Below are 18,392 nucleotides of genomic sequence, written 5' to 3'. Positions count from 1 at the left end.
TTTTACACTCCGACCGAGGCCGCTATCTAGGGGCAGAGGCGCAGACCCCGCGCGCCGGAAAGGACCGCCATGACCGACGCGAGTGCAGAGCAGGACCTGATCGGCCTCTATTCCAGGCGCATCCTGGCGCTGGCCTCCGAGATTCCCCACGCCGGGCGGCTGAGCGACCCGCAGGCGAGCGTCAAGCGCCGCTCCCCGGTCTGCGGCTCGACGGTGACGGTGGACCTGGACCTCGAGGACGGCAGGATCGCCCGCTTCGCCCAGGACGTGAAGGCCTGCGCGCTGGGCCAGGCCTCGGCCGCGGTGCTCGGCGCCCAGGCCGTGGGGCGCACCCGCGAGGAGATCGCCACGGCCCGCGAGCAGCTGCGCGCCATGCTCAAGTCCGACGGCGAGGTCCCCGACGCCCCCTTCGAGGGCTACGAGGCCCTGCTGCCCGCCCGCGACTACAAGCACCGCCACGCCTCGATCCTGCTGGCGATGGAGGCGACGCTGGAGGCGATGGACCAGGCCGCAGGCGAGTCCGACGCCGCCCGGGGCTGAGCCCGCCGCGTCTCGCCGTCCCCCGTTCAAAGGAAAAAGCCGCCGCGAGAGGCTCGCGGCGGCAGGTGTGCGGCTTTGCGAAGGTCGGCCTCCGGCGCAGGGCAGGCAGAGAGCCGGAGGAGCCGGACGAGGGGACCGACAGTGACCGTATGGGACCTTCGCGCGCGACCGCAGGCGAATGGAGGCGCGGCGCGCGGGCGCCGGCCGGTGTTCCAGGGCGCGGCTCAGGCCAGCGCGGTGATCGCGAAGCCCGCCGCCACCATCAGGCTCAGCGCGGCGAGCCCCAGCGCATCCTCGAGCGCGGTGTCGGAGGTCTCCCCCTCCGTGGCGCGATGGGCGGCGGAGGCGGCGATACGTGCGAGGGTCTTCATGGCGAGGCTCCGATCCCGAGGCGTTTCATGTCCGTTCCGTGTTGCCTGAACGTTCCTCCGATTCCCGAGTCGGGTCAAGAACGATAACGGAACATTAAGAGATCATCGGGAGATATCGGACAGTTTTTGTCGCCCTCAGAATGTCTCCCGCGCGCGCCGGCGCCTCCGTCCGGGCGGCGTCCGGGTGGGCGGGTGGGGGACGCCGACCGGGCGGGGGCGCCGGCGCGCCTCTCCCCAGACCGCTGAATATCCAGAAAAAACACTGGCGCCGCCCGGTCGGCCCCATCGCGAGACGGTCCCGCCGCGCCCCCCGGCGGCCCCGACGCAAAGCGCCGAGCCCGCCCCGGAATGTCCCGCCTCCGCCCCGCGCGAAGCCCCCCCCCGAGCATGGCGTCAGGGCCACACCGGCGGAGCGGCGCTCAACCGACCTTCAGCAGCCGCAGCGCCTCGTCGGCCTCCATCAGCCACAGCAGCGTGCGCATCGCCCGGCCCCGCTCCCCCTCCAGCGAGGGGTCCCGGGCCAGCAGCAGTCGCGCGTCGTCCTGGGCCGCGGCCATCAGGTCGGCGTGCATCTCGAGGTCGGCGACCCGGAAATCGGGCAATCCCGACTGGCGGGTGCCCAGCACGTCGCCGGCGCCGCGCAGGCGCAGATCCTCCTCGGCGATGCGGAATCCGTCCTCGGTCTCGCGCAGGATCTTCAGGCGCGCCTGGGCGGACTCGCCCAGCGGCGGCTCGTACATCAGCAGGCAGGTCGAGGCCGCCTCCCCCCGCCCCACCCGGCCGCGCAGCTGGTGCAGCTGCGCGAGGCCGAACCGGTCGGCATGCTCGACCACCATGATCGAAGCGTTGGGCACGTTCACCCCCACCTCGATCACCGTCGTCGCCACCAGCACCCGCGCGCGGCCTTGGGTGAAGTCGGCCATGGCGGCGTCCTTCTCGGCAGGGGGCATCTGACCGTGGACGAGCGTCACCCGCTCGCCGAACACGGCCTGCAGCTCGCGGTGGCGGGCTTCGGCGGCGGTGAGGTCGGTGGTCAGGCTCTCCTCGACCATCGGACAGACCCAGTAGGCCTGCCGTCCCGCCTCCACCGCCCGGCTCAGGTGCGCCACCACCTCCTCCAGCCGGCCTGCGGAGACCAGCACCGTCTCGACCGGCTTTCTCCCCGGCGGCTTCTCGTCGAGCACCGAGACGTCCATGTCCCCGTAACTCGCCAGCGCCAGGCTGCGCGGGATCGGCGTCGCGGTCATCACCAGCATGTCGGGCCGCCAGCCCTTCTGGCTGATCTCCAGCCGCTGGCGCACGCCGAAGCGGTGCTGCTCGTCGATCACCGCGAGGCGCAGGTCCGCGAACTCCACGTCGGCCGAGAACAGCGAATGCGTGCCCATCACCACCCCGGCCTCGCCCGAGGCGACGGCGGCCAGCTTCTCGCGCCGCGTCGGGCCCTTGTCGCGCCCGGTCAGCAGCACCGGGGCGACGCCCGCGGCCTCGAACAGGGGGGCGAGCCCCTCCATGTGCTGGCGGGCGAGGATCTCGGTGGGGGCCATCATCGCCCCCTGCCCGCCGGCCTCGACCGCGCTCAGCAACGCGGCCAGCGCCACCAGCGTCTTGCCCGAGCCGACGTCGCCCTGCAGCAGCCGGTTCATCCGCGCCTCGGCCGCCATGTCGGCCGCGATCTCCTTCATCGCCCGCGCCTGCGCGCCCGTCGGCTTGAACGGCAGCGAGGCCAGCGCCCGCCGCAACCGCGAGCCGTCGCCCACCGTCGGGCGCCCCTTGCCCTTGCGCTGGGTCTCGCGCGCCAGGGCCAGCGCCATCTGGTGGGCCAGCAGCTCGTCGTAGGCGATGCGCTCGCGCGCGGGGCTGCGCGGGCGCAGGGCGTCGTCCGAGACGGGCCGGTGCAGCGCCTCCATCGCGTTGCGCCAGCCGGGCCAGAGCTTGGCGGCAAACAGGCCCGGCTCGATCCACTCGGGCAGCTCCGGCGCCCGCGCCAGCGCCGAGAGCGCGGCTTTCGAGAGGGTGTGCTGGGTCAGCCCCTCGGTGGTGGGGTAGATCGGCTCGAATTCCGGCAGGTCGGCGGCCTCGGCCTCGGTCATCACGTGGTCGGGCTGCACCATCTGGCGCAGGTGGTTCCAGGTCTCGACCTTGCCCGAGACGACCCGCGTCTCGCCCAGCGGCAGCATCGCCTCGACCCGCGCGGCGGGGAGACGGAAGAAGACCAGGGCGAACCCCTGGGCGGCGTCCTCCACCACGACCCGGTGGGGGGCGGCGCGGGTGCGGCCGGGGCGGTGCTCGGCGACGGTGATCTTCACCGTGGCCACCTCGCCGTCGGGCACGCCGTTCAGGTCGGGCCGCATCCGCCGGTCCACCAGCCGCGAGGGCGGGTGCAGCAGCAGGTCCCGCGGACGGGTGACGTGCAGCTTCTCGAACAGCTTCGCCGACTTCTCCCCGACCTTGTCCAGGGTGGTCAGCTCGGCGAAGAGCGGAAACAGAATCTCGGGGCGCCCGCGGGTCATGGCCGCAACATGGCGCGCCGCGCGGGCCGAGGAAAGCCGAACGCGCGCCCGCCGGGCGCCCCGGAGGGCATGACCTCGCGGCCGGGCGCGGCCTCCCTGCCCCGCGGCGCCTTGCAAGCCGCTTGACCGCGCGGCGGCGGACCCGGAGATAAGGGAGGCTGAAAACCTCGCCCCGACCGGAGACCTCATGGCGCTCGCCCTCGCCCCCGACGACCGTCTCGCCCGCAACCTGCGGGGGGCGGGGTGGATGGCGCTGGCCATGCTGGGCGTCGCCTGCAACGACGCGCTGATGAAGCTGGTGCTGCCCGACATCGGCATGTTCCAGGCGATCCTGCTGCGCTCGGTCCTGGCCGCGGCCGCGGTGGCGCTGGCGCTCGCCCGCCGCGGAGCCCTGCGCCCCCCGCCCCGGCAGGACCTGCCCTGGCTCGCCCTGCGCTCGGTCGCCGAGATCGGGGCGACGATCCTCTACCTCGAGGCCATCACCCGCCTGCGCCTGGCCGAGGTCGCGGCGATCAATCAGGTGCTGCCGCTGCTGCTGACGCTGGCGGGCGTGGTGCTGGGCGAGCGGGTGGGCTGGCGGCGCTGGCTGGCGATCCTGACGGGCTTCTTCGGGGTGATGCTGATCGTGCGCCCGGGCGGGCAGGCCTTCGACCCCGACGCGCTCTACGCCGTGGGCGGGATGCTGTGCTTCGGGGTGCGCGAGGTCGTCACCCGGCGCACCGACCCCGCCACGCCGCACCTGCTGATCACCTTCATCACCCTGATGACGGTGGGCGCCACGGGGGCCGTCGGCTCGCTGGTCTCGCCCTGGTCGCCGATGGAGGCGTGGCACCTCACCGCGATTCTCGCCTCTTCGGTGGCGATCTTCGTGTGCTACCACGCGGGCGTGGTGGCGATGCGCACGGGGGAGATCGGTTTCACCGCCCCCTTCCGCTACACCGTCATCCTGTGGGCGCTGGTCCTGGGTTTCGCCGTCTTCGGCGAGATCCCCGACGCCCGGACCATGATCGGCGCCGCGATGATCGTGGCCGCCGGCCTCTACGCCTTCTGGCGGGAGCGCCGGGTCGGCGCGGGCCTCGGGCGCGAAGGGAGCGCGCGATGAGGATCGCCCAGATCACCGACAGCCACATCACCGCGGCGGGCACGCTGTGGAAGGACCGCGTGGACATGGCGCAGGGGCTGGCCCGCGCGGTGGCGCGGCTCAACGAGATCGCGCCGGACCTCGTGGTGCACACCGGCGACATCGTCGACGGCGGCGGCGAGGCGCAATACGCGGTGGCCGCCGAGATCCTCTCGGACCTGCGCCCGCCGCTGCGCCTGCTGCCGGGCAACCACGATATCCGCGAGCGGATGCGCGCGGCCTTCGGCGCCCGCGTCGATCTGCCCGCCGGCCCATTCCTGAATTTCGCCGAGGAGGCGGGCGGCCTGACCATCCTGGGCCTCGACACGATCGAGGAGGGCGAGACCGCCGGCCGCCTGTGCCCCGAGCGCGCGGCCTGGGCGCGAGAGCGGCTGTCGCGCGGGCGCCCGGCGCTGGTCTTCGCCCATCACCCGCCCTGTCCGATGGGTCTGCCGTTCATGGATCGCTTCGCGTTCCGCGGCGCGGACCTGGCGGCAGAGACCTTCCAGGGCCGCGGCGTCCTGCGCATCGCCACCGGCCATGTGCACGCGGCGGCCGAGCGGCACTGGGCGGGAACGCTCGTCGCGGCCTGTCCCGCCACCGGGGTGCAGATACCTCCGGTGCAGGACGGCGCCTGGCCCGGCTTCGCGCTCGAGGCGCCGGCGATCCGCCTGCACGACTGGTCGCCCGCGCTGGGCCTGAGCGTGAAGACGATCCCGGTCGAGCCCGGCCCCTTGCACCCGTTCGAGGCCGACCCGAACGCCGACTTCTCCGGCACGCCTCACGCGGGCTGACCCGCCCGCCGATCGCCCCGCCCGCCCCCGGCGCCCCGCAGCCAAGCCCGCCCGCAGGGCGCCTGCAGACCGCTTGTTGAAGGGGCGGGTTGCAGGCGCCCTGCGGGCGGGCTTGGCGGGGACATCTCCCGGCGCGGGCGGGGGAGGACGCGCGGGCGTCAGTCGTCGTAGACGGGCGCCTCGGGGGCGGGGGTTTCGCCCCACGGCCCCACCGCAACGGCCGAGATCGCGTTCTTGGGCGAGCCGTCGATCATCTTGTCCGAGTAGGTCAGGTAGACCAGCGTCGAGCGCGCGGGATCCCAGAAGCGCACCACCTGGATCGACTTGAACACGATCGAGGTGCGGCGCTGGAACACCTCCTCGCCCGCGTCCAGCGGCTCGAGGAAGCGGATCGGCCCCACCTGCCGGCAGGCGATCGAGGCGTCGGAGGTGTCCTCGGCCAGGCCCAGGCTGCCGGAGATGCCCCCGGTCTTGGCCCGGCTGAGGAAGCACGAAACCCCCTCGACCTTGGGATCGTCGAAGGCCTCAACCACGATCTTGTGGTTGGCGCCCAGCAGCTTGAAGGCGGTGTCGACCTCGCCGATCTCCTCCGCCGCGGCGGGCGCGGACAGCGCGGCGGCCAGCAGGCAGGCGAGCGTCGCGCCATAGGCGAAGCGGGTGCGGGGCATGGGGTCTCCGTGACGGTCTGCGATCGGGGCGCCCGGACGGGCGCGCCCCCTCAAGATCGTGCCGCGGAGCGCAACATCAAGGGCGCGCGGCGCGGCCGGGCGCGGCCTCAGACCGGTGCGGCGACCGCGCGCAGGCCCATCTCGGACAGAACGGCGGCGTAGAAGACGAAGGTCGCGACCAGCACGAACCCGTGCCAGATGGCATTGTGGAAGCGCAGCTTCTCGGCCAGCAGGAAACCCACGCCGAGCGTGTAGAGCAGGCCGCCCACGATCACCAGGATCACGGTCGCGAGCCCCAGCGCCGCATCCCCCGCGCCGGGCCAGAACAGCGCCATCCCCGCCCAGCCGAGCGCAAGATAGAACGGCACCGCCAGCCGCCGGAAGCCGTGCGGCCAGAAGATCCGCAGCGCCGCCCCGCCCAGCGCCGCGACCCAGACCGAGCCCAGCAGCCAGGCCGCCCCCGCGCCTCCGATCAGCACGGCGAAGGGCGTCTGCGTGGCGGCGATCTTGAGGTAGATGGCGGCATGGTCGAAGCGGCGCAGCAGCTCCCGCCAGGCGGGCCTGACCGGCGTCAGCAGGTGATAGGCCGCCGAGCAGCCCAGCATCAGCAACAGCCCCGCCGCATAGACCGAGACGCCCGCGATCACCGGCCCGGTGCCGTCCAGCAGCGCGGCCAGCACGATCATCACCGGAACCGCCATCAGCCCCAGCGCCACCCCCACGCAATGCACGGCGGCGTCGGCCACCTGCTCGGCCCGGCTGTAGGCGGGCGTGGACGGCGCGGGCGTCACGGCGGTCCCGCCAGGGACCTGCTCGGCCCCCGAGACGGCGACAGGGGAGGGGTTCGCCTGCGGCTCAGTCGGTGGATTCATGCTCGGCCCGGTCATGGGCGGAGAATGGGGTGCGGAACGCGAAATCGCAACGTCGCTGCGCCGCCGATCCGGGCGAGCGCCACGCGTTCGGCCGGATCGACGCCCCAGATCGGGGCGCCCCGACGGACGCAGGGGGCGCCGCCATGGCGCGCGATGCGCGTGGGGGGCGTCGAGACGCCGCTGGCAGGGCCTCGCGGGATCCACGGTCCGGCTGAGACGGCGATGGCCGAGGACGTCGTCGAGGACGGCGCCCGCCAGCGATATCGCCGTCCCGTCACGCAGGCCCCGCCGCTCCAAGGGCCGCCCCGCAGCCTGGCGCGGGGCCGACCGGCGCCGCCGGGTCGGAAGGGCCGGCGGGCCGAAGGCCGGGGCAGCCTCCGCTCTAGGCTTCGCCCGCGAGGAGGGAAGCGGAGTCGGGGGGCTGGCGGTCGGCGGCCCAGGTCTCGGCAGCCATGGCGCGGATGCGGGCGAGGATCTCGGCAGGCGGCGGAGCGGCGATGCCGGGCGGAGGCACCGGGTCGTCGTGGAACAGGTAGAGCCGGGCCGCGAACTGCTCGACGGGCAGCGAGCCCTCGCCGTGGCGCTCGCCGCAGCCGGCGGTCGAGACCACCACGCCGCCGCCCCAGTCCTGGCCGCTGTCGTTGTTGGGGTTGTAGAAATACACCCGCATCTCGCCGTGCTGATCCTCCGACACCCGCTGGATGGCGATGGCGTGCCAGCCCACGAAGCGCGCGGCGCTGTCGGTGGCCGCAACCCCGGCCGGCTGGGGATGGATCACCGGACGCCCGCCGTTGAACCGCGGGTCGTAGGCCTGCAGGAACCGGGTCAGGAACCGGTCGAACTCCGACAACAGGCCCGTGGCCACGTCGACCGCGACCAGGCACTCCCGCGGCACCCACCAGCCATGGAACTCGGGGTTGATCCACTGGTGCGGGTCGCCGCCGCGGTCGGCGCACAGGCGCCCCATCTCGGCATAGATCCGGTCGAGATGGGGGACCAGCAGCACCGAGACCGGGTCCGCGTCGAGCGGCGCGCTCGCCGCCAGCCCCGCCGGCAGGTCGGCCGAGCGGATCGGCCGCCCCTCGAAATGCATCATCACCGTGTCGGACTCTGCGGCCTGGCAGACCACGTGCAGCAGGTAGTCGGGGTCGTTCATCGACCACATGGCGATGGCGCGTGCCGACTGGCAGGTGGGGTTGGCCCCCTGCCCCACGCCCAACGGCTGGCCCAGCACCTCGAGCACGCCGGCCAGCACCCGGGTCTCGGGCGAGGGCGCCTCGCCATAGGCCAGGCGCAGCCGCTCGGCCGGGGCGGGCGCGAGGCGGGCGGTCATCTGACGGCGCAGGGCGGGCACCATCGGCGGGATGTGCAGCAGCCCCCGCTCGAGCATCAGGGCAAGGCCGTGGACCGCCTGGGGCGTGCGCTCGGAGATCGCGGCGGCCACCAGCTCGTTGACCAGCGTGCGCCAGCGGCGCCGGCACTCCTTCCCCGTGGGGCCGAGGCCCAGCGTCTCGTCCACCAGATCGAGATCGGTGTCGCAGACGATCCAGCGCAGGAACGCCGCGTGGTAGTCCGAGACCAGCCCCGTGTCGTGCATCGCCCGCGCGAAGCCCGAGGCCTCGTGCATCAGGCCGGCCTCGTCGAGATGGCCCAGACGCTCGAAATAGGCGGTCAGGCCGGGATCGTCGCGGCACTGCGTGGTGGGGCCGAAGAGGGCGGCGACCAGCCGCTCGGCCCCGGTGCGCGCGCCGCCCGAGGTCACGTCCTCGCGGGTCATGGCCACCGCGATCTGGGTGATCATCTCCTTGACCGGGCCGACCTGCACCGGGCGCTGGTCGAGGATCCGCCAGATCTCGTCCACCAGCAGGCCCAGCACGTCCTCGAGACCCACGCGCTCGGCGATGTAGCGGAACACGTCCCGGCGGGGGTCGGCGCCGGCAAGCTCGCGGTCGGCCTCGGAGGGGGCCGCGAAGAAGTGGCGCAGGTTCAGGGCCAGCGCCTGGGTCAGGAAGTGGCGCGCAAAGTCGGCGTGCACGGCGGGATGGGCGGCCTCGCCGCGGGCCACGGCCAGCAGGCGCATCAGGCTCGCCACCTCGAGCGCGACAAGCGCGGGGTCGCCGGCGGCCAGGGTCTGGCCGATCAGCTGCGGCAGCAGGGCGCCGGGGTTGTCCCAGTCCGAGCCATGGAACAGCCCCGCGGAATCCATCCGCGGGGCGCGCTCATGCAGGGCCTCGAGCCCGCCGGGAACCGCGATCATGCGGCCGACGACGGCGAGCACCGGGGGCCGGTGACGATGCCGGGCGAAGGGGCGGGCCTGCTCCAGCCGCTCCAGGGCCGCGTCCAGCGTCGCCGCCATCCGCTGCACGTCCGGCGCGGATGCTGAGCCGGCGGCAGGGGCGAAGGACCCCTCCGCCTTGGGCGTCTGACTGTTCATGGCTTCCTCTTGCCTGCTTCGAGGCCCGCCGACAATCGGCTCAGACGTAAAAGTCCAGGTCTTCCTGCGCCTTCAGCAGATCGCGCAGCTGGTGCGGGTCCTCTCCGAAGAAGTAGGCCAGCCCCCAGTGCGTGCCGAAGGCGGTGCGCTTGGTGACTTTCTGCTCCATCGGCTCGGCGAGCTGGTGATACTCGAAATAGGGATGGTTGGCGGTCTCGGGCGGGATCTCCAGCCGGCTGACCACGCGGCGGCGGGGATAGACGCCAAAGCAGCCGGCGTGGCCCTTGGCGTCGACCACCTCCTTGGGGAAGAAGGCGTCGATCTCCTCCTGCGTGGACTTGGGATCGAACATCACCACCATGCCCTGGTAGCCGCTGAACCCGTAAGCGCGCTCGATCAGCTCCAGCGCGTTGAAGCCCGGGGGGCGGTAGGCGACCTCGCCGAAGTAGAGCTTGTTGTCCGCGGTCAGGAAGTATTCGGGGTGGATGAAGCCGAAGTCGATGTCGAAGGCCTCGATCAGCTTCTCGATCTCCTCGGTGATGCGGGCGCGGTGGGCCTCCAGCTCCGGCGTGGCGGGCACGAAGACGGAATAGCCCAGCGTCACATACTCGGAGATGTTGAGGAACTGGATCTTGCGATCCTTGATCCAGGCCTCGACCGCGAACTCCCAGCCGTCGAGATGGCTCTCGAGCAGGGCGGGAAACTCGTCGTCGGGGATGTTGTCCACATCCTCGGGGGTGCGGATCACCCGGTGGCCGGCGGTGCCGGACTTGTCGAAGGCCTTGAAGTGGATCGGGTCGTTGGGGTCGCCGTCCAGCTTCAGCAGCGTCTGGTTCACGCGCTTGAGGAAGCGGATCACGTCGGCGCGGTCATCGGCCTCCTCGAACACGCCCACCCGGATGCCGCCGAGCTGCGCGCGGCGCTTCATCAGCGACTTGTCGCGGAACAGCATCGCCTGGCCCAGCAGGCGCGGGTTGCCCAGCAGCACGGCGTTGATCGCGCCGGCCCATTCCACCGTCTCCTCGAAGAGGGGAATGGCGACGTCGACGCCCTCCTCCTTCAGACGCTGCGCCAGCTCCCAGGAGCGTTCGTTGAGGCGCGCGAAATCCCAGGAGATGTAGGGGATGTCGTTGGCGGTGCAGTAGGGCTCCGCCCAGGGCGGCGCCACCACAACATAGCGGCGATCGAAGCGATCGACCGCGTCGATCGCATTCAGGCTCCAGCCCAGAAGGGCGATGTAACCCTTCGCGGGGTCGTAGTCGGCCATGGGACCCTCCCGTCGTCGTCGTTCATGCGGCACGCCGATGCGCCCCCCAGGGCGGCGCGAGGGCCGTCGTGGAGGGTCGGGACGCCCCGGCGATGCGGTGGAGGCTGTTCCCGGCGCGGCTGGCGTGCGGTTCAGATCGTGACGCAGACGTAGTGCGTCCCGCCAAAGATCAAAATATGAGGACGCCGCCCCTGTCGGCACAGGCCCGGATCGGGGCGCCCGGACCGGGCGATTGGACCCGGGCTCAGGCGGCCGCGGCGAGCATCCCCTCCAGTTCCGCGGCGTCCAGCGCGACCGGGTTCGCCTTCATCGAGGAGGAGGCGGCCGCGGCCTCCGCCGCGGGGCGGCGGTCCTGCGCGCGCAGGCCCATGCCGTCCAGCCCCGGCAGGCCCTGCGCGCGGCTCCAGCGGTCGAGCTCCGCGCAGGCGGCTTCGGGCGGCGCGTCCAGCGCCTCGCCGATCCAGGCCTGGACGCGGGCGATGCGGCGGGCGGGCTCCCCCTGCGCGCGGGAGGCGTTCAGCGCGAGCCCGTGGGGCAGGAGCCGCCCGCAGATCGCGCCATGCGCCGCGCCGGTCATGCCGCCCAGCACCCCCGCGAGCCCATGGACAACGCCCAGGCCGGAATTCGCCAGCGCCAGGCCGCCGCAGAGCGCCACCCAGGCGATCTCGTCGCGCGCGCCCGGGTCCTCGCCCTGCGACAGGCGCATCAGGGCGGCGAGGCCGCGCGGAATCGCCGGCGCGCAGAGCGCATCGGTGAAGGGGGTGGCGCGCGTGCAGATCCAGGGCTCGATCACCTGCGTCACGGCGTCGAGGCCGGAGGCCAGCGTCACCTCCCACGGGCAGCCGTCCGCCAGCGCGGGGTCGACCAGCGCCATTCGGGGCAGCATCCGCGCGTCGCGAAGCGAAACCTTGCGGCGATGCTCGGGCACGCCGATGACGGCGTTGCGGGTGGCCTCGGCCCCGGCGCCGGCGGTGGTGGGGATCGCGACGAACGGGAGCGGCGCGGCCGGCAGGGGACGGCCCTCGCCCACCACCTCAAGATAGCGCAGCGGCGGGCCGTCGGCGGTCGCCAGCGCGGCGGCGGCCTTGCCGAGGTCGATGACCGCCCCGCCGCCCAGCGAGACCACCACCTCGGCGCGGCGGGCGGCCTCTGCGGCCGCGGTCACGGCGGCAAGCTCGGGCTCGCCCTCGCCGGCGATTTCCTCGACCGCGCAGCCCTGCCCCTCCAGCGCCTCGCGCAGCCAGGCGGCGCGGGCGGGCGAGCGGCCGCGGACCAGCAGCACGCGGGCGCCCAGCGCGGCGATGCGGGGGGCGGCCTCGGCGGCGGCGCGGCCCCGGCCGAAGACGATCTCGGCGGGGCCGGCGAACCCGAAGGGCGGCAGGGTCATGGCAGGGGCTCCGGAGGGGGAAACGGAACGCGGCGCACCCCTGGGGGGCGCGCCGCGCGAAGGATCGCATCCGATCGGGGCCAGAGGGAACCCCCGGCCCCGTCCGGCGGCGCTCAGTTGGACCAGGACTTGATCAGCTCATCGTAGGAGACGGTCTTGGGCTCCTCGTCCTCGTTCTCGAGCTTGGCCTTGGGCGAGCCGTCCATCGACAGCCACTCCTGAGGGTCCTTCTCCTCGTTGAGCTTGGGGCCGATGTCGCCCTGCACGCCGGCGCGCTCGAGCCGGGCCATCACCTTCTCCTGCGCCTCGCACAGCGCATCCAGCGCCTCCTGCGCCGACTTCGCGCCGGACATCGCGTCGCCGATGTTCTGCCACCACAGCTGCGCCAGCTTGGGGTAGTCGGGAACGTTGGTGCCCGTCGGCGACCAGGCGACCCGGGCGGGGGAGCGGTAGAACTCCACCAGCCCGCCCAGCTTGTCGGCGCGCTCAGAGAAGTGGTCGGACTGGATGGTCGACTCGCGGATGAAGGTCAGGCCCACGTCGGACTTCTTCACGTCCACGGTCTTGGAGGTGACGAACTGGGCGTAGAGCCAGGCCGCCTTGGCGCGGTCGTCGGGGGTCGACTTCATCAGCGTCCAGGAGCCCACGTCCTGATAGCCGATCTTGGTCCCCTCCTCCCAGTAGACGCCGTGGGGCGAGGGGGCCATCCGCCACTTGGGCGTGCCGTCCTCGTTCATCACGGGCAGGTCCGGCTTCACGGTGTCGGCGGTGAAGGCGGTGTACCAGAACATCTGCTGGGCGACGTTGCCCTGCGCGGGGATCGGGCCGGCCTCGGAGAAGGTCATGCCGGCGGCCGCGGGGGGCGAGTACTTCTGCAGCCACTCGATCGCCTTGGTCACGGCGTAGACGGCGGCCGGGCCGTTGGTGGCGCCGCCGCGCGCGACGCAGGAGCCGACGGGACGCGAATTCTCGTCCACCCGGATGCCCCATTCGTCCACCGGCAGGCCGTTGGGCTCGCCCTTAGACCCCACGCCGGCCATCGACAGCCACGCGTCGGTGTAGCGCCAGCCCAGGCTGGGGTCCTTCTTGCCGTAGTCCATGTTGCCGAAGACTTCGCCGTCGACGCCCAGGTGGCTGAGGTCCCGGCCGGTGAAGAACTCGGCGATGTCCTCGTAGGCCGTCCAGTTCACCGGAACGCCGAGGTCGTAGCCGTATTTCTCCTTGAAGTCGGCCTGGTTCTTCTCGTCGTTGAACCAGTCATACCGGAACCAGTAGAGGTTCGCGAACTGCTGGTCGGGAAGCTGGTAGAGCTCTCCGTCCGGGGCGGTGGTGAACTGGACGCCGATGAAGTCCTCGAGGTCGAGCGTGGGCGAGGTCACGTCCGCGCCCGCGTTCTTCATCCAGTCGGTCAGGCTGCGGGCCTGCTGGTAGCGCCAGTGGGTGCCGATGAGGTCGGAGTCGTTGACATAGGCGTCGTAGATGTTCTCGCCCGACTGCATCTGGGTCTGCAGCTTCTCGACCACGTCGCCCTCGCCGATCAGGTCATGGGTGACCTGGATGCCGGTGATGCGGCTGAAGGCGGGGGCGAGGACCTTGGACTCGTACTCGTGGGTGGTGATCGTCTCCGAGACCACCTTGATCTCCATCCCCTGGAAGGGCTGGGCGGCGTCGACGTACCACTGCATCTCCGCTTCCTGCTCCTCGCGGGAGAGGGTGGACATCTCGCCGATCTCGGCGTCGAGGAAGGCTTTCGCGGCGTCCATGTCGGCGAAGGCCGGCCCTCCCGCGCCGAGCGCGAGCGCGAGCGCCAGCGCCGTGGTGGTTCTAAGCATCAAGCTCATGTTGTCCTCCCTGGTGAGCTTTTTGATGGGTTGGCGCGGGGCCCCGCGGGGCCCCGGCGCGTGGCGGGCCGGGTCCCTGTCAGACCCAGCGAAACACGGCGGCGGCCCACACGAGGCTCAGCCCCAGCCCCCACCATTGCGAGGCGTCGGCCAGCCCCAGCCAGGCCAGGTTGACGAAGGCCGAGCCCAGCAGCGTGATGAACAGCCGGTCCCCGCGGGTCGTCTCGATGCGCAGGACCCCCATGCGCGGCGTCTCGGGGTAGCGCAGCGCGAGGATCGTGAAGACGACCAGCAGCAGCGCGATCACCGCGAAGAAGGCCGCCGTGGGCCAGGTCCATGCCATCCAGGCCATTGAAACCCCTCCCTCAAACCCGGCCGAGGGCGAAGCCCTTGGCGATGTAGTTGCGCACGAACCAGATCACGAGCGCGCCCGGCACGATGGTCAGGATGCCGGCCGCGGCCAGCACCCCCCAGTCCATCCCCGAGGCGGAAACCGTGCGCGTCATCGTCGCCGCGATGGGCTTGGCGTCGACCGAGGTCAGCGTGCGCGAGAGCAGCAGCTCGACCCAGGAGAACATGAAGCAGAAGAAGGCCGCGACCCCGATGCCCGAGGCGATCAGGGGCATGAAGATGCGCACGAAGAAGCGGGGGAACGAGTAGCCGTCGATATAGGCGGTCTCGTCGATCTCGCGCGGCACGCCGCGCATGAAACCCTCGAGGATCCAGACCGCCAGCGGCACGTTGAACAGGCAGTGGGCCAGCGCCACCGCGATATGGGTGTCGAAGAGGCCCACCGAGGAATAGAGCTGGAAGAACGGCAGCGCGAACACCGCCGGCGGCGCCATGCGGTTGGTCAGCAGCCAGAAGAACAGGTGCTTGTCGCCCATGAAGCTGTAGCGGGAGAAGGCGTAGGCCGCCGGCAGCGCCACGGCCACCGAGATCGCCGTATTCATCACCACGTAGATCAACGAGTTGACGTAGCCCATGTACCACGAGGGATCCGTCAGGATCACCTCGTAGTTCCTCAGCGTCGGCGACTGCGGCCAGAGCGACAGGGTGTTGAGGATCTCGGTGTTGGTCTTCAGGCTCATGTTGAAGAGCCAGTAGATCGGCAGCAGCAGGAACAGCAGATACAGGATCATCACGACGGCGGAGCGGGAGGGCAGGAACCTCATTTCGGGCCCTCCGCTTTGTCGAGGTTGGTCATCACGGTGTAGAACACCCAGGAGATCAGCAGGATCACCAGGAAATACATCAGCGAGAACGCCGCCGCGGGCCCGAGGTCGAACTGCCCCAGCGCCATCTTCACCAGGTCGATCGACAGGAACGTGGTGGCGTTGCCCGGACCGCCGCCGGTGACGACGAAGGGCTCGGTGTAGATCATGAAGCTGTCCATGAAGCGCAGCAGGATCGCGATCATCAGCACGCCGCGCATCTTGGGCAGCTCGATGTAGCGGAACACCTTCCAGCGGCTCGCCTGGTCGATGCGCGCGGCCTGGTAGTAGGCGTCGGGGATCGAGCGCAGGCCGGCATAGGCCAGCAGCGCCACCAGCGAGGTCCAGTGCCACACGTCCATCACGATGACCGTGGCCCAGGCCGAAGTGACGTCCTGGGTGTAGTTGTAGTCGATCCCGAGGCTCTCCATCGTGGCTCCAAGGAGCCCGATGTCGACCCTTCCAAAAATCTGCCAGATGGTGCCGACCACGTTCCACGGGATCAGCAGCGGCAGGCTCATCAGCACCAGGCAGACCGAGGACCACACCCCCTTCTTGGGCATGTTCAGCGCCACGATCACGCCCAGCGGCACCTCGATCGCCAGCACGATGGCCGAGAACATCGCCTGGCGCCGCAGCGCCTCCCACATGCGGTCGCTGTCGAGCAGCTCCTCGAACCACTCCAGCCCCGCCCAGAAGAACTCGTTCTGACCGAACGTGTCCTGGACCGAGTAGTTGACCACGGTCATCAGCGGGATCACCGCCGAGAAGGCGACCAGCGCCAGCACCGGCAGCACCAGGAACCAGGCGCGTTGGTTGACGGTCTTGTCCATCAGGCGGCCTCCCCCGCGATGCGCTCGCCCTCGAGGCGCCAGTCGTCGCGATAGACGTTGATCTGGGCGGGGTCGAAGACCACCCGGGTCATGTCGGCGCCCAGCGGCTGGCCCTCGGGCGCGACGATGCTGATCGGGGTCCCGGACAGGGTGGCGCGCACGATGCGGTGCCGGCCCACGTCCTCGACCCGCTCGATGCTCACGGGCAGGCCCTCGGTGGCGGACAGGCGGGCGAATTCCGGCCGCACGCCGATCGCGACCCGGCCCTCGGGGGCGCCGTAGCCGCGGCCCAGCGGCACCTGCGCGCCGCCCTCAGCCGGGTCGAGATGGGCCACCGCCCCCTCGACCCTGGCAGGGACCAGGTTCATGCCGGGCGAGCCGATGAAATAGCCCACGAAGGTGTGGGCGGGCCGCTCGAACAGCTCCTGCGGCGTGCCGATCTGGACCACCTGCCCCTCATGCATCACCACCACCTTGTCGGCGAAGGTCAGCGCCTCGGTCTGGTCGTGGGTGACGTAGATCATCGTGTGGCGGAACTCGTGGTGCAGCGATTTCAGCTGCGTGCGCAGGCGCCACTTCATGTGCGGGTCGATGACGGTCAGCGGCTCGTCGAACAGCAGCGCGTTGACGTCCTCGCGCACCATTCCCCGGCCGAGGCTGATCTTCTGCTTGGCGTCGGCGGTCAGCCCCTGGGCGCGGCGGTCGAGCTCGGCCTCCATGCCGATCATGCCGGCCACCGTCTGCACCCGCTGGGCGACATAGGCGCGGTCCATGCCGCGGTTCTTCAGCGGAAAGGCCAGGTTCTCGCGCACGGTCATGGTGTCGTAGACCACGGGGAACTGGAACACCTGGGCGATGTTGCGCTCGGCCGTGGGGGCGTGGGTGACGTCCTTGTCGCCAAACAGGATCCGCCCGCGCGAGGGCGTCAGCAGGCCGGAGATGATGTTGAGCAGCGTCGACTTCCCGCAGCCCGAGGGGCCGAGCAGCGCATAGGCCTCGCCGTCCGCCCACTCGAGGTTCAGCGGGCGCAGCGCGTAGTCGGCCTCGGAGGCGGGCGAGGGCAGGTAGGAATGCGCCAGATCGTCGAGCGTGATGCGGGCCATGCTCCCCTCCCCCTCAGGCCGCCAGCGCGTAGGGCGCGGGCGCGACCAGCGCCCCGTCCTCGCCGAAGACATAGACATGGGCGGGGTCGAGATGGACCTGCAGCGGAGCGCCGATCTCCAGCTCCCGCACGCCGTGGACCAGGCCGACCCAGCGCTCTCCGTGGTGATCGAGGTGGACGAAGGTCTCCGAGCCGGTGATCTCGGCCACCGCCAGATGCGTGGTGAAGGCCATCGAGTCCGCCGCGTGCCGCTCCAGCTCGAGGTGGTTGGGCCGGAAGCCCGCCAGGTAGCGCCCGTCGGGAAGCCGCGCCAGCGCGCCGGCGGCGGGCGCGGCCTGGCCGTCGCCGAAGTTCAGCCGGTCGCCGGATTTCTCCACCGGCAGGAAGTTCATCGGCGGGTCCGAGAAGACCCGCGCGGTGGTGGCGTCCTGCGGGCGGCGATAGACCTCGGGCGTGGGGCCGAACTGGGTGACGCGCCCCTCCCACAGGGTGGCGGTCGAGCCGCCGAGCAGCAGCGCCTCCTCCGGCTCGGTGGTGGCGTAGACGAAGATCGCGCCCGAGGCCTCGAAGATCCGCGGGATCTCGATCCGCAGCTCCTCGCGCAGCTTGTAGTCGAGGTTGGCCAGCGGCTCGTCCAGCAGCACCAGGCCCGCGTCCTTGACCAGCGCGCGGGCCAGCGCGCAGCGCTGCTGCTGGCCGCCCGACAGCTCCAGCGGGCGGCGGCCGAGCATCGGGGTCAGCTTCATCATCTCGGCCACCTCGCCCACCCGCCGGGCGATCTCGTCCTTCGGGCGGCGCTGCAGGCGCAGGGGCGAGGCGATGTTCTCGAACACGCTCATCGCGGGGTAATTGATGAACTGCTGGTAGACCATGGCCACGCCCCGGTCCTGCACCCGGCGTCCGGTGACGTCCTCGCCCTCCCACAGCACGCGGCCCTCGGTGGGAACGTCGAGCCCGGCCATCAGCCGCATCAGCGTGGTCTTGCCCGCCAGCGTCGGGCCCAGCAGCACGTTCATGGTGCCGCGGGCCAGCGTCAGGTCGGTGGGGTGGACATGCACCCGCCCGGCGACGGATTTCGAAACGCCCTCGAGCGTCAGCGCCATTCGGTCTTCCCTCCCCGTCCCGGCCTGGGGCCGGGTCTTTCGCGGCGCCGCGCCGGGCGCCTTCGTTCGCAGCGCCTTGTCGAGCGCCATTGTTGGCGGCGCCTTGTCAGGCGCCGTGGCGCGCGGGGCCGGGGGGCGCGGACCTCCCTCCGCGCCCGCCCCGGACCTTGTCCCGCGGTAGAGCCGACGAAAGCATCTCGCGCCAAAGGGAGTCAAAGCATCTCTTCGCAAACGCGCGCTTTTGCGCCGAACCGCCCGATGCTGCAGCGCGTCATTGCTCGTTTCACGCTCAAACCGCGCATTGCGCTTGCATCGAGCGCGGCTTCGGCCCCATAC

At 71.5% G+C, this 18,392-nt stretch carries 16 protein-coding genes; 3 read left to right on the top strand and 13 right to left on the bottom strand.

The window, feature by feature from the left end; genetic code table 11:
* Positions 1–69: 69 nt before the first annotated feature.
* Complete coding sequence (locus tag AAC134_RS09190) at positions 70–540, top strand: iron-sulfur cluster assembly scaffold protein (RefSeq protein WP_339948782.1); 471 nt, start codon at positions 70–72, stop codon at positions 538–540.
* A gap of 224 nt (positions 541–764) precedes the next feature.
* Here the strand turns inward: AAC134_RS09190 and AAC134_RS09185 are convergent, their stop codons facing one another.
* Together AAC134_RS09185 and recG are read right to left on the bottom strand one after the other, a co-directional pair.
* Positions 765–911: a hypothetical protein gene (locus AAC134_RS09185; protein WP_339948781.1), complete on the bottom strand. Its 147-nt coding sequence runs from the start codon at positions 909–911 to the stop codon at positions 765–767.
* A gap of 419 nt (positions 912–1,330) precedes the next feature.
* Positions 1,331–3,421 (bottom strand): ATP-dependent DNA helicase RecG, encoded by a 2,091-nt coding sequence (gene recG, locus AAC134_RS09180; protein WP_339948780.1) that lies wholly within the window; start codon positions 3,419–3,421, stop codon positions 1,331–1,333.
* Positions 3,422–3,608: 187 nt separating this feature from the next.
* Between recG and AAC134_RS09175 the strand changes: the two genes are divergently transcribed.
* Both AAC134_RS09175 and AAC134_RS09170 read left to right on the top strand, forming a co-directional pair.
* A complete protein-coding gene (locus AAC134_RS09175; RefSeq protein WP_339948779.1) occupies positions 3,609–4,523 on the top strand; it encodes a DMT family transporter in 915 nt (304 codons plus the stop codon).
* A complete protein-coding gene (locus AAC134_RS09170) occupies positions 4,520–5,335 on the top strand; it encodes a metallophosphoesterase (protein ID WP_339948778.1) in 816 nt (271 codons plus the stop codon). Before AAC134_RS09175 ends, AAC134_RS09170 begins: the two co-directional genes overlap by 4 nt.
* Before the next feature lie 158 nt (positions 5,336–5,493).
* Here the strand turns inward: AAC134_RS09170 and AAC134_RS09165 are convergent, their stop codons facing one another.
* The 11 genes from AAC134_RS09165 to AAC134_RS09115 form a co-directional block, all read right to left on the bottom strand.
* Positions 5,494–6,003 carry a CreA family protein gene (locus AAC134_RS09165; protein ID WP_339948777.1) on the bottom strand — a complete coding sequence of 170 codons (510 nt, stop codon included), beginning with the start codon at positions 6,001–6,003 and terminating at the stop codon, positions 5,494–5,496.
* A 107-nt stretch (positions 6,004–6,110) separates the two neighbouring features.
* A complete protein-coding gene (locus tag AAC134_RS09160; RefSeq protein ID WP_339948776.1) occupies positions 6,111–6,875 on the bottom strand; it encodes a hemolysin III family protein in 765 nt (254 codons plus the stop codon).
* 382 nt (positions 6,876–7,257) lie between these two features.
* On the bottom strand, positions 7,258–9,309 hold the full coding sequence (locus AAC134_RS09155) for a hypothetical protein (RefSeq protein WP_339948775.1): 2,052 nt from the start codon (positions 9,307–9,309) through the stop codon (positions 7,258–7,260).
* Positions 9,310–9,349: 40 nt separating this feature from the next.
* Positions 9,350–10,576, bottom strand: a complete 1,227-nt coding sequence (locus AAC134_RS09150; RefSeq protein WP_339948774.1) for a carboxylate--amine ligase — start codon at positions 10,574–10,576, stop codon at positions 9,350–9,352.
* A 244-nt stretch (positions 10,577–10,820) separates the two neighbouring features.
* The gene (locus tag AAC134_RS09145; protein WP_339948812.1) at positions 10,821–11,957 is read right to left on the bottom strand and encodes an iron-containing alcohol dehydrogenase; all 1,137 of its coding nucleotides are present in this window, start codon (positions 11,955–11,957) and stop codon (positions 10,821–10,823) included.
* 119 nt (positions 11,958–12,076) lie between these two features.
* On the bottom strand, positions 12,077–13,795 hold the full coding sequence (locus AAC134_RS09140; protein WP_339948811.1) for an ABC transporter substrate-binding protein: 1,719 nt from the start codon (positions 13,793–13,795) through the stop codon (positions 12,077–12,079).
* Between the two features lie 88 nt (positions 13,796–13,883).
* Positions 13,884–14,156 carry a DUF2160 domain-containing protein gene (locus tag AAC134_RS09135; protein ID WP_339948773.1) on the bottom strand — a complete coding sequence of 91 codons (273 nt, stop codon included), beginning with the start codon at positions 14,154–14,156 and terminating at the stop codon, positions 13,884–13,886.
* Between the two features lie 13 nt (positions 14,157–14,169).
* Positions 14,170–14,979 (bottom strand): carbohydrate ABC transporter permease, encoded by an 810-nt coding sequence (locus AAC134_RS09130; RefSeq protein WP_339948772.1) that lies wholly within the window; start codon positions 14,977–14,979, stop codon positions 14,170–14,172.
* Positions 14,976–15,851: a sugar ABC transporter permease gene (locus tag AAC134_RS09125; RefSeq protein WP_339948771.1), complete on the bottom strand. Its 876-nt coding sequence runs from the start codon at positions 15,849–15,851 to the stop codon at positions 14,976–14,978. The genes AAC134_RS09130 and AAC134_RS09125 overlap by 4 nt, the downstream gene beginning before the upstream one ends.
* On the bottom strand, positions 15,851–16,954 hold the full coding sequence (locus AAC134_RS09120; protein ID WP_339948770.1) for an ABC transporter ATP-binding protein: 1,104 nt from the start codon (positions 16,952–16,954) through the stop codon (positions 15,851–15,853). Before AAC134_RS09120 ends, AAC134_RS09125 begins: the two co-directional genes overlap by 1 nt.
* A 13-nt stretch (positions 16,955–16,967) precedes the next feature.
* Positions 16,968–18,056: an ABC transporter ATP-binding protein gene (locus tag AAC134_RS09115; protein WP_339948769.1), complete on the bottom strand. Its 1,089-nt coding sequence runs from the start codon at positions 18,054–18,056 to the stop codon at positions 16,968–16,970.
* Positions 18,057–18,392: the final 336 nt, after the last annotated feature.

Origin of the sequence: uncultured Albimonas sp., assembly GCF_963977235.1 — a bacterium.
Lineage (GTDB): Bacteria > Pseudomonadota > Alphaproteobacteria > Rhodobacterales > Rhodobacteraceae > Albimonas.
This window is presented reverse-complemented; position numbering and strand designations above follow the sequence as displayed.

Bases quoted from the DNA above. Each gene is read 5' to 3' on its own strand.
- AAC134_RS09190 (WP_339948782.1), top strand. From the start codon at position 70: ATGACCGACGCGAGTGCAGAGCAGGACCTGATCGGCCTCTATTCCAGG.
- AAC134_RS09185 (WP_339948781.1), bottom strand. From the start codon at position 911: ATGAAGACCCTCGCACGTATCGCCGCCTCCGCCGCCCATCGCGCCACG.
- recG (WP_339948780.1), bottom strand. From the start codon at position 3,421: ATGACCCGCGGGCGCCCCGAGATTCTGTTTCCGCTCTTCGCCGAGCTG.
- AAC134_RS09175 (WP_339948779.1), top strand. From the start codon at position 3,609: ATGGCGCTCGCCCTCGCCCCCGACGACCGTCTCGCCCGCAACCTGCGG.
- AAC134_RS09170 (WP_339948778.1), top strand. From the start codon at position 4,520: ATGAGGATCGCCCAGATCACCGACAGCCACATCACCGCGGCGGGCACG.
- AAC134_RS09165 (WP_339948777.1), bottom strand. From the start codon at position 6,003: ATGCCCCGCACCCGCTTCGCCTATGGCGCGACGCTCGCCTGCCTGCTG.
- AAC134_RS09160 (WP_339948776.1), bottom strand. From the start codon at position 6,875: ATGAATCCACCGACTGAGCCGCAGGCGAACCCCTCCCCTGTCGCCGTC.
- AAC134_RS09155 (WP_339948775.1), bottom strand. From the start codon at position 9,309: ATGAACAGTCAGACGCCCAAGGCGGAGGGGTCCTTCGCCCCTGCCGCC.
- AAC134_RS09150 (WP_339948774.1), bottom strand. From the start codon at position 10,576: ATGGCCGACTACGACCCCGCGAAGGGTTACATCGCCCTTCTGGGCTGG.
- AAC134_RS09140 (WP_339948811.1), bottom strand. From the start codon at position 13,795: ATGCTTAGAACCACCACGGCGCTGGCGCTCGCGCTCGCGCTCGGCGCG.
- AAC134_RS09135 (WP_339948773.1), bottom strand. From the start codon at position 14,156: ATGGCCTGGATGGCATGGACCTGGCCCACGGCGGCCTTCTTCGCGGTG.
- AAC134_RS09130 (WP_339948772.1), bottom strand. From the start codon at position 14,979: ATGAGGTTCCTGCCCTCCCGCTCCGCCGTCGTGATGATCCTGTATCTG.
- AAC134_RS09125 (WP_339948771.1), bottom strand. From the start codon at position 15,851: ATGGACAAGACCGTCAACCAACGCGCCTGGTTCCTGGTGCTGCCGGTG.
- AAC134_RS09120 (WP_339948770.1), bottom strand. From the start codon at position 16,954: ATGGCCCGCATCACGCTCGACGATCTGGCGCATTCCTACCTGCCCTCG.
- AAC134_RS09115 (WP_339948769.1), bottom strand. From the start codon at position 18,056: ATGGCGCTGACGCTCGAGGGCGTTTCGAAATCCGTCGCCGGGCGGGTG.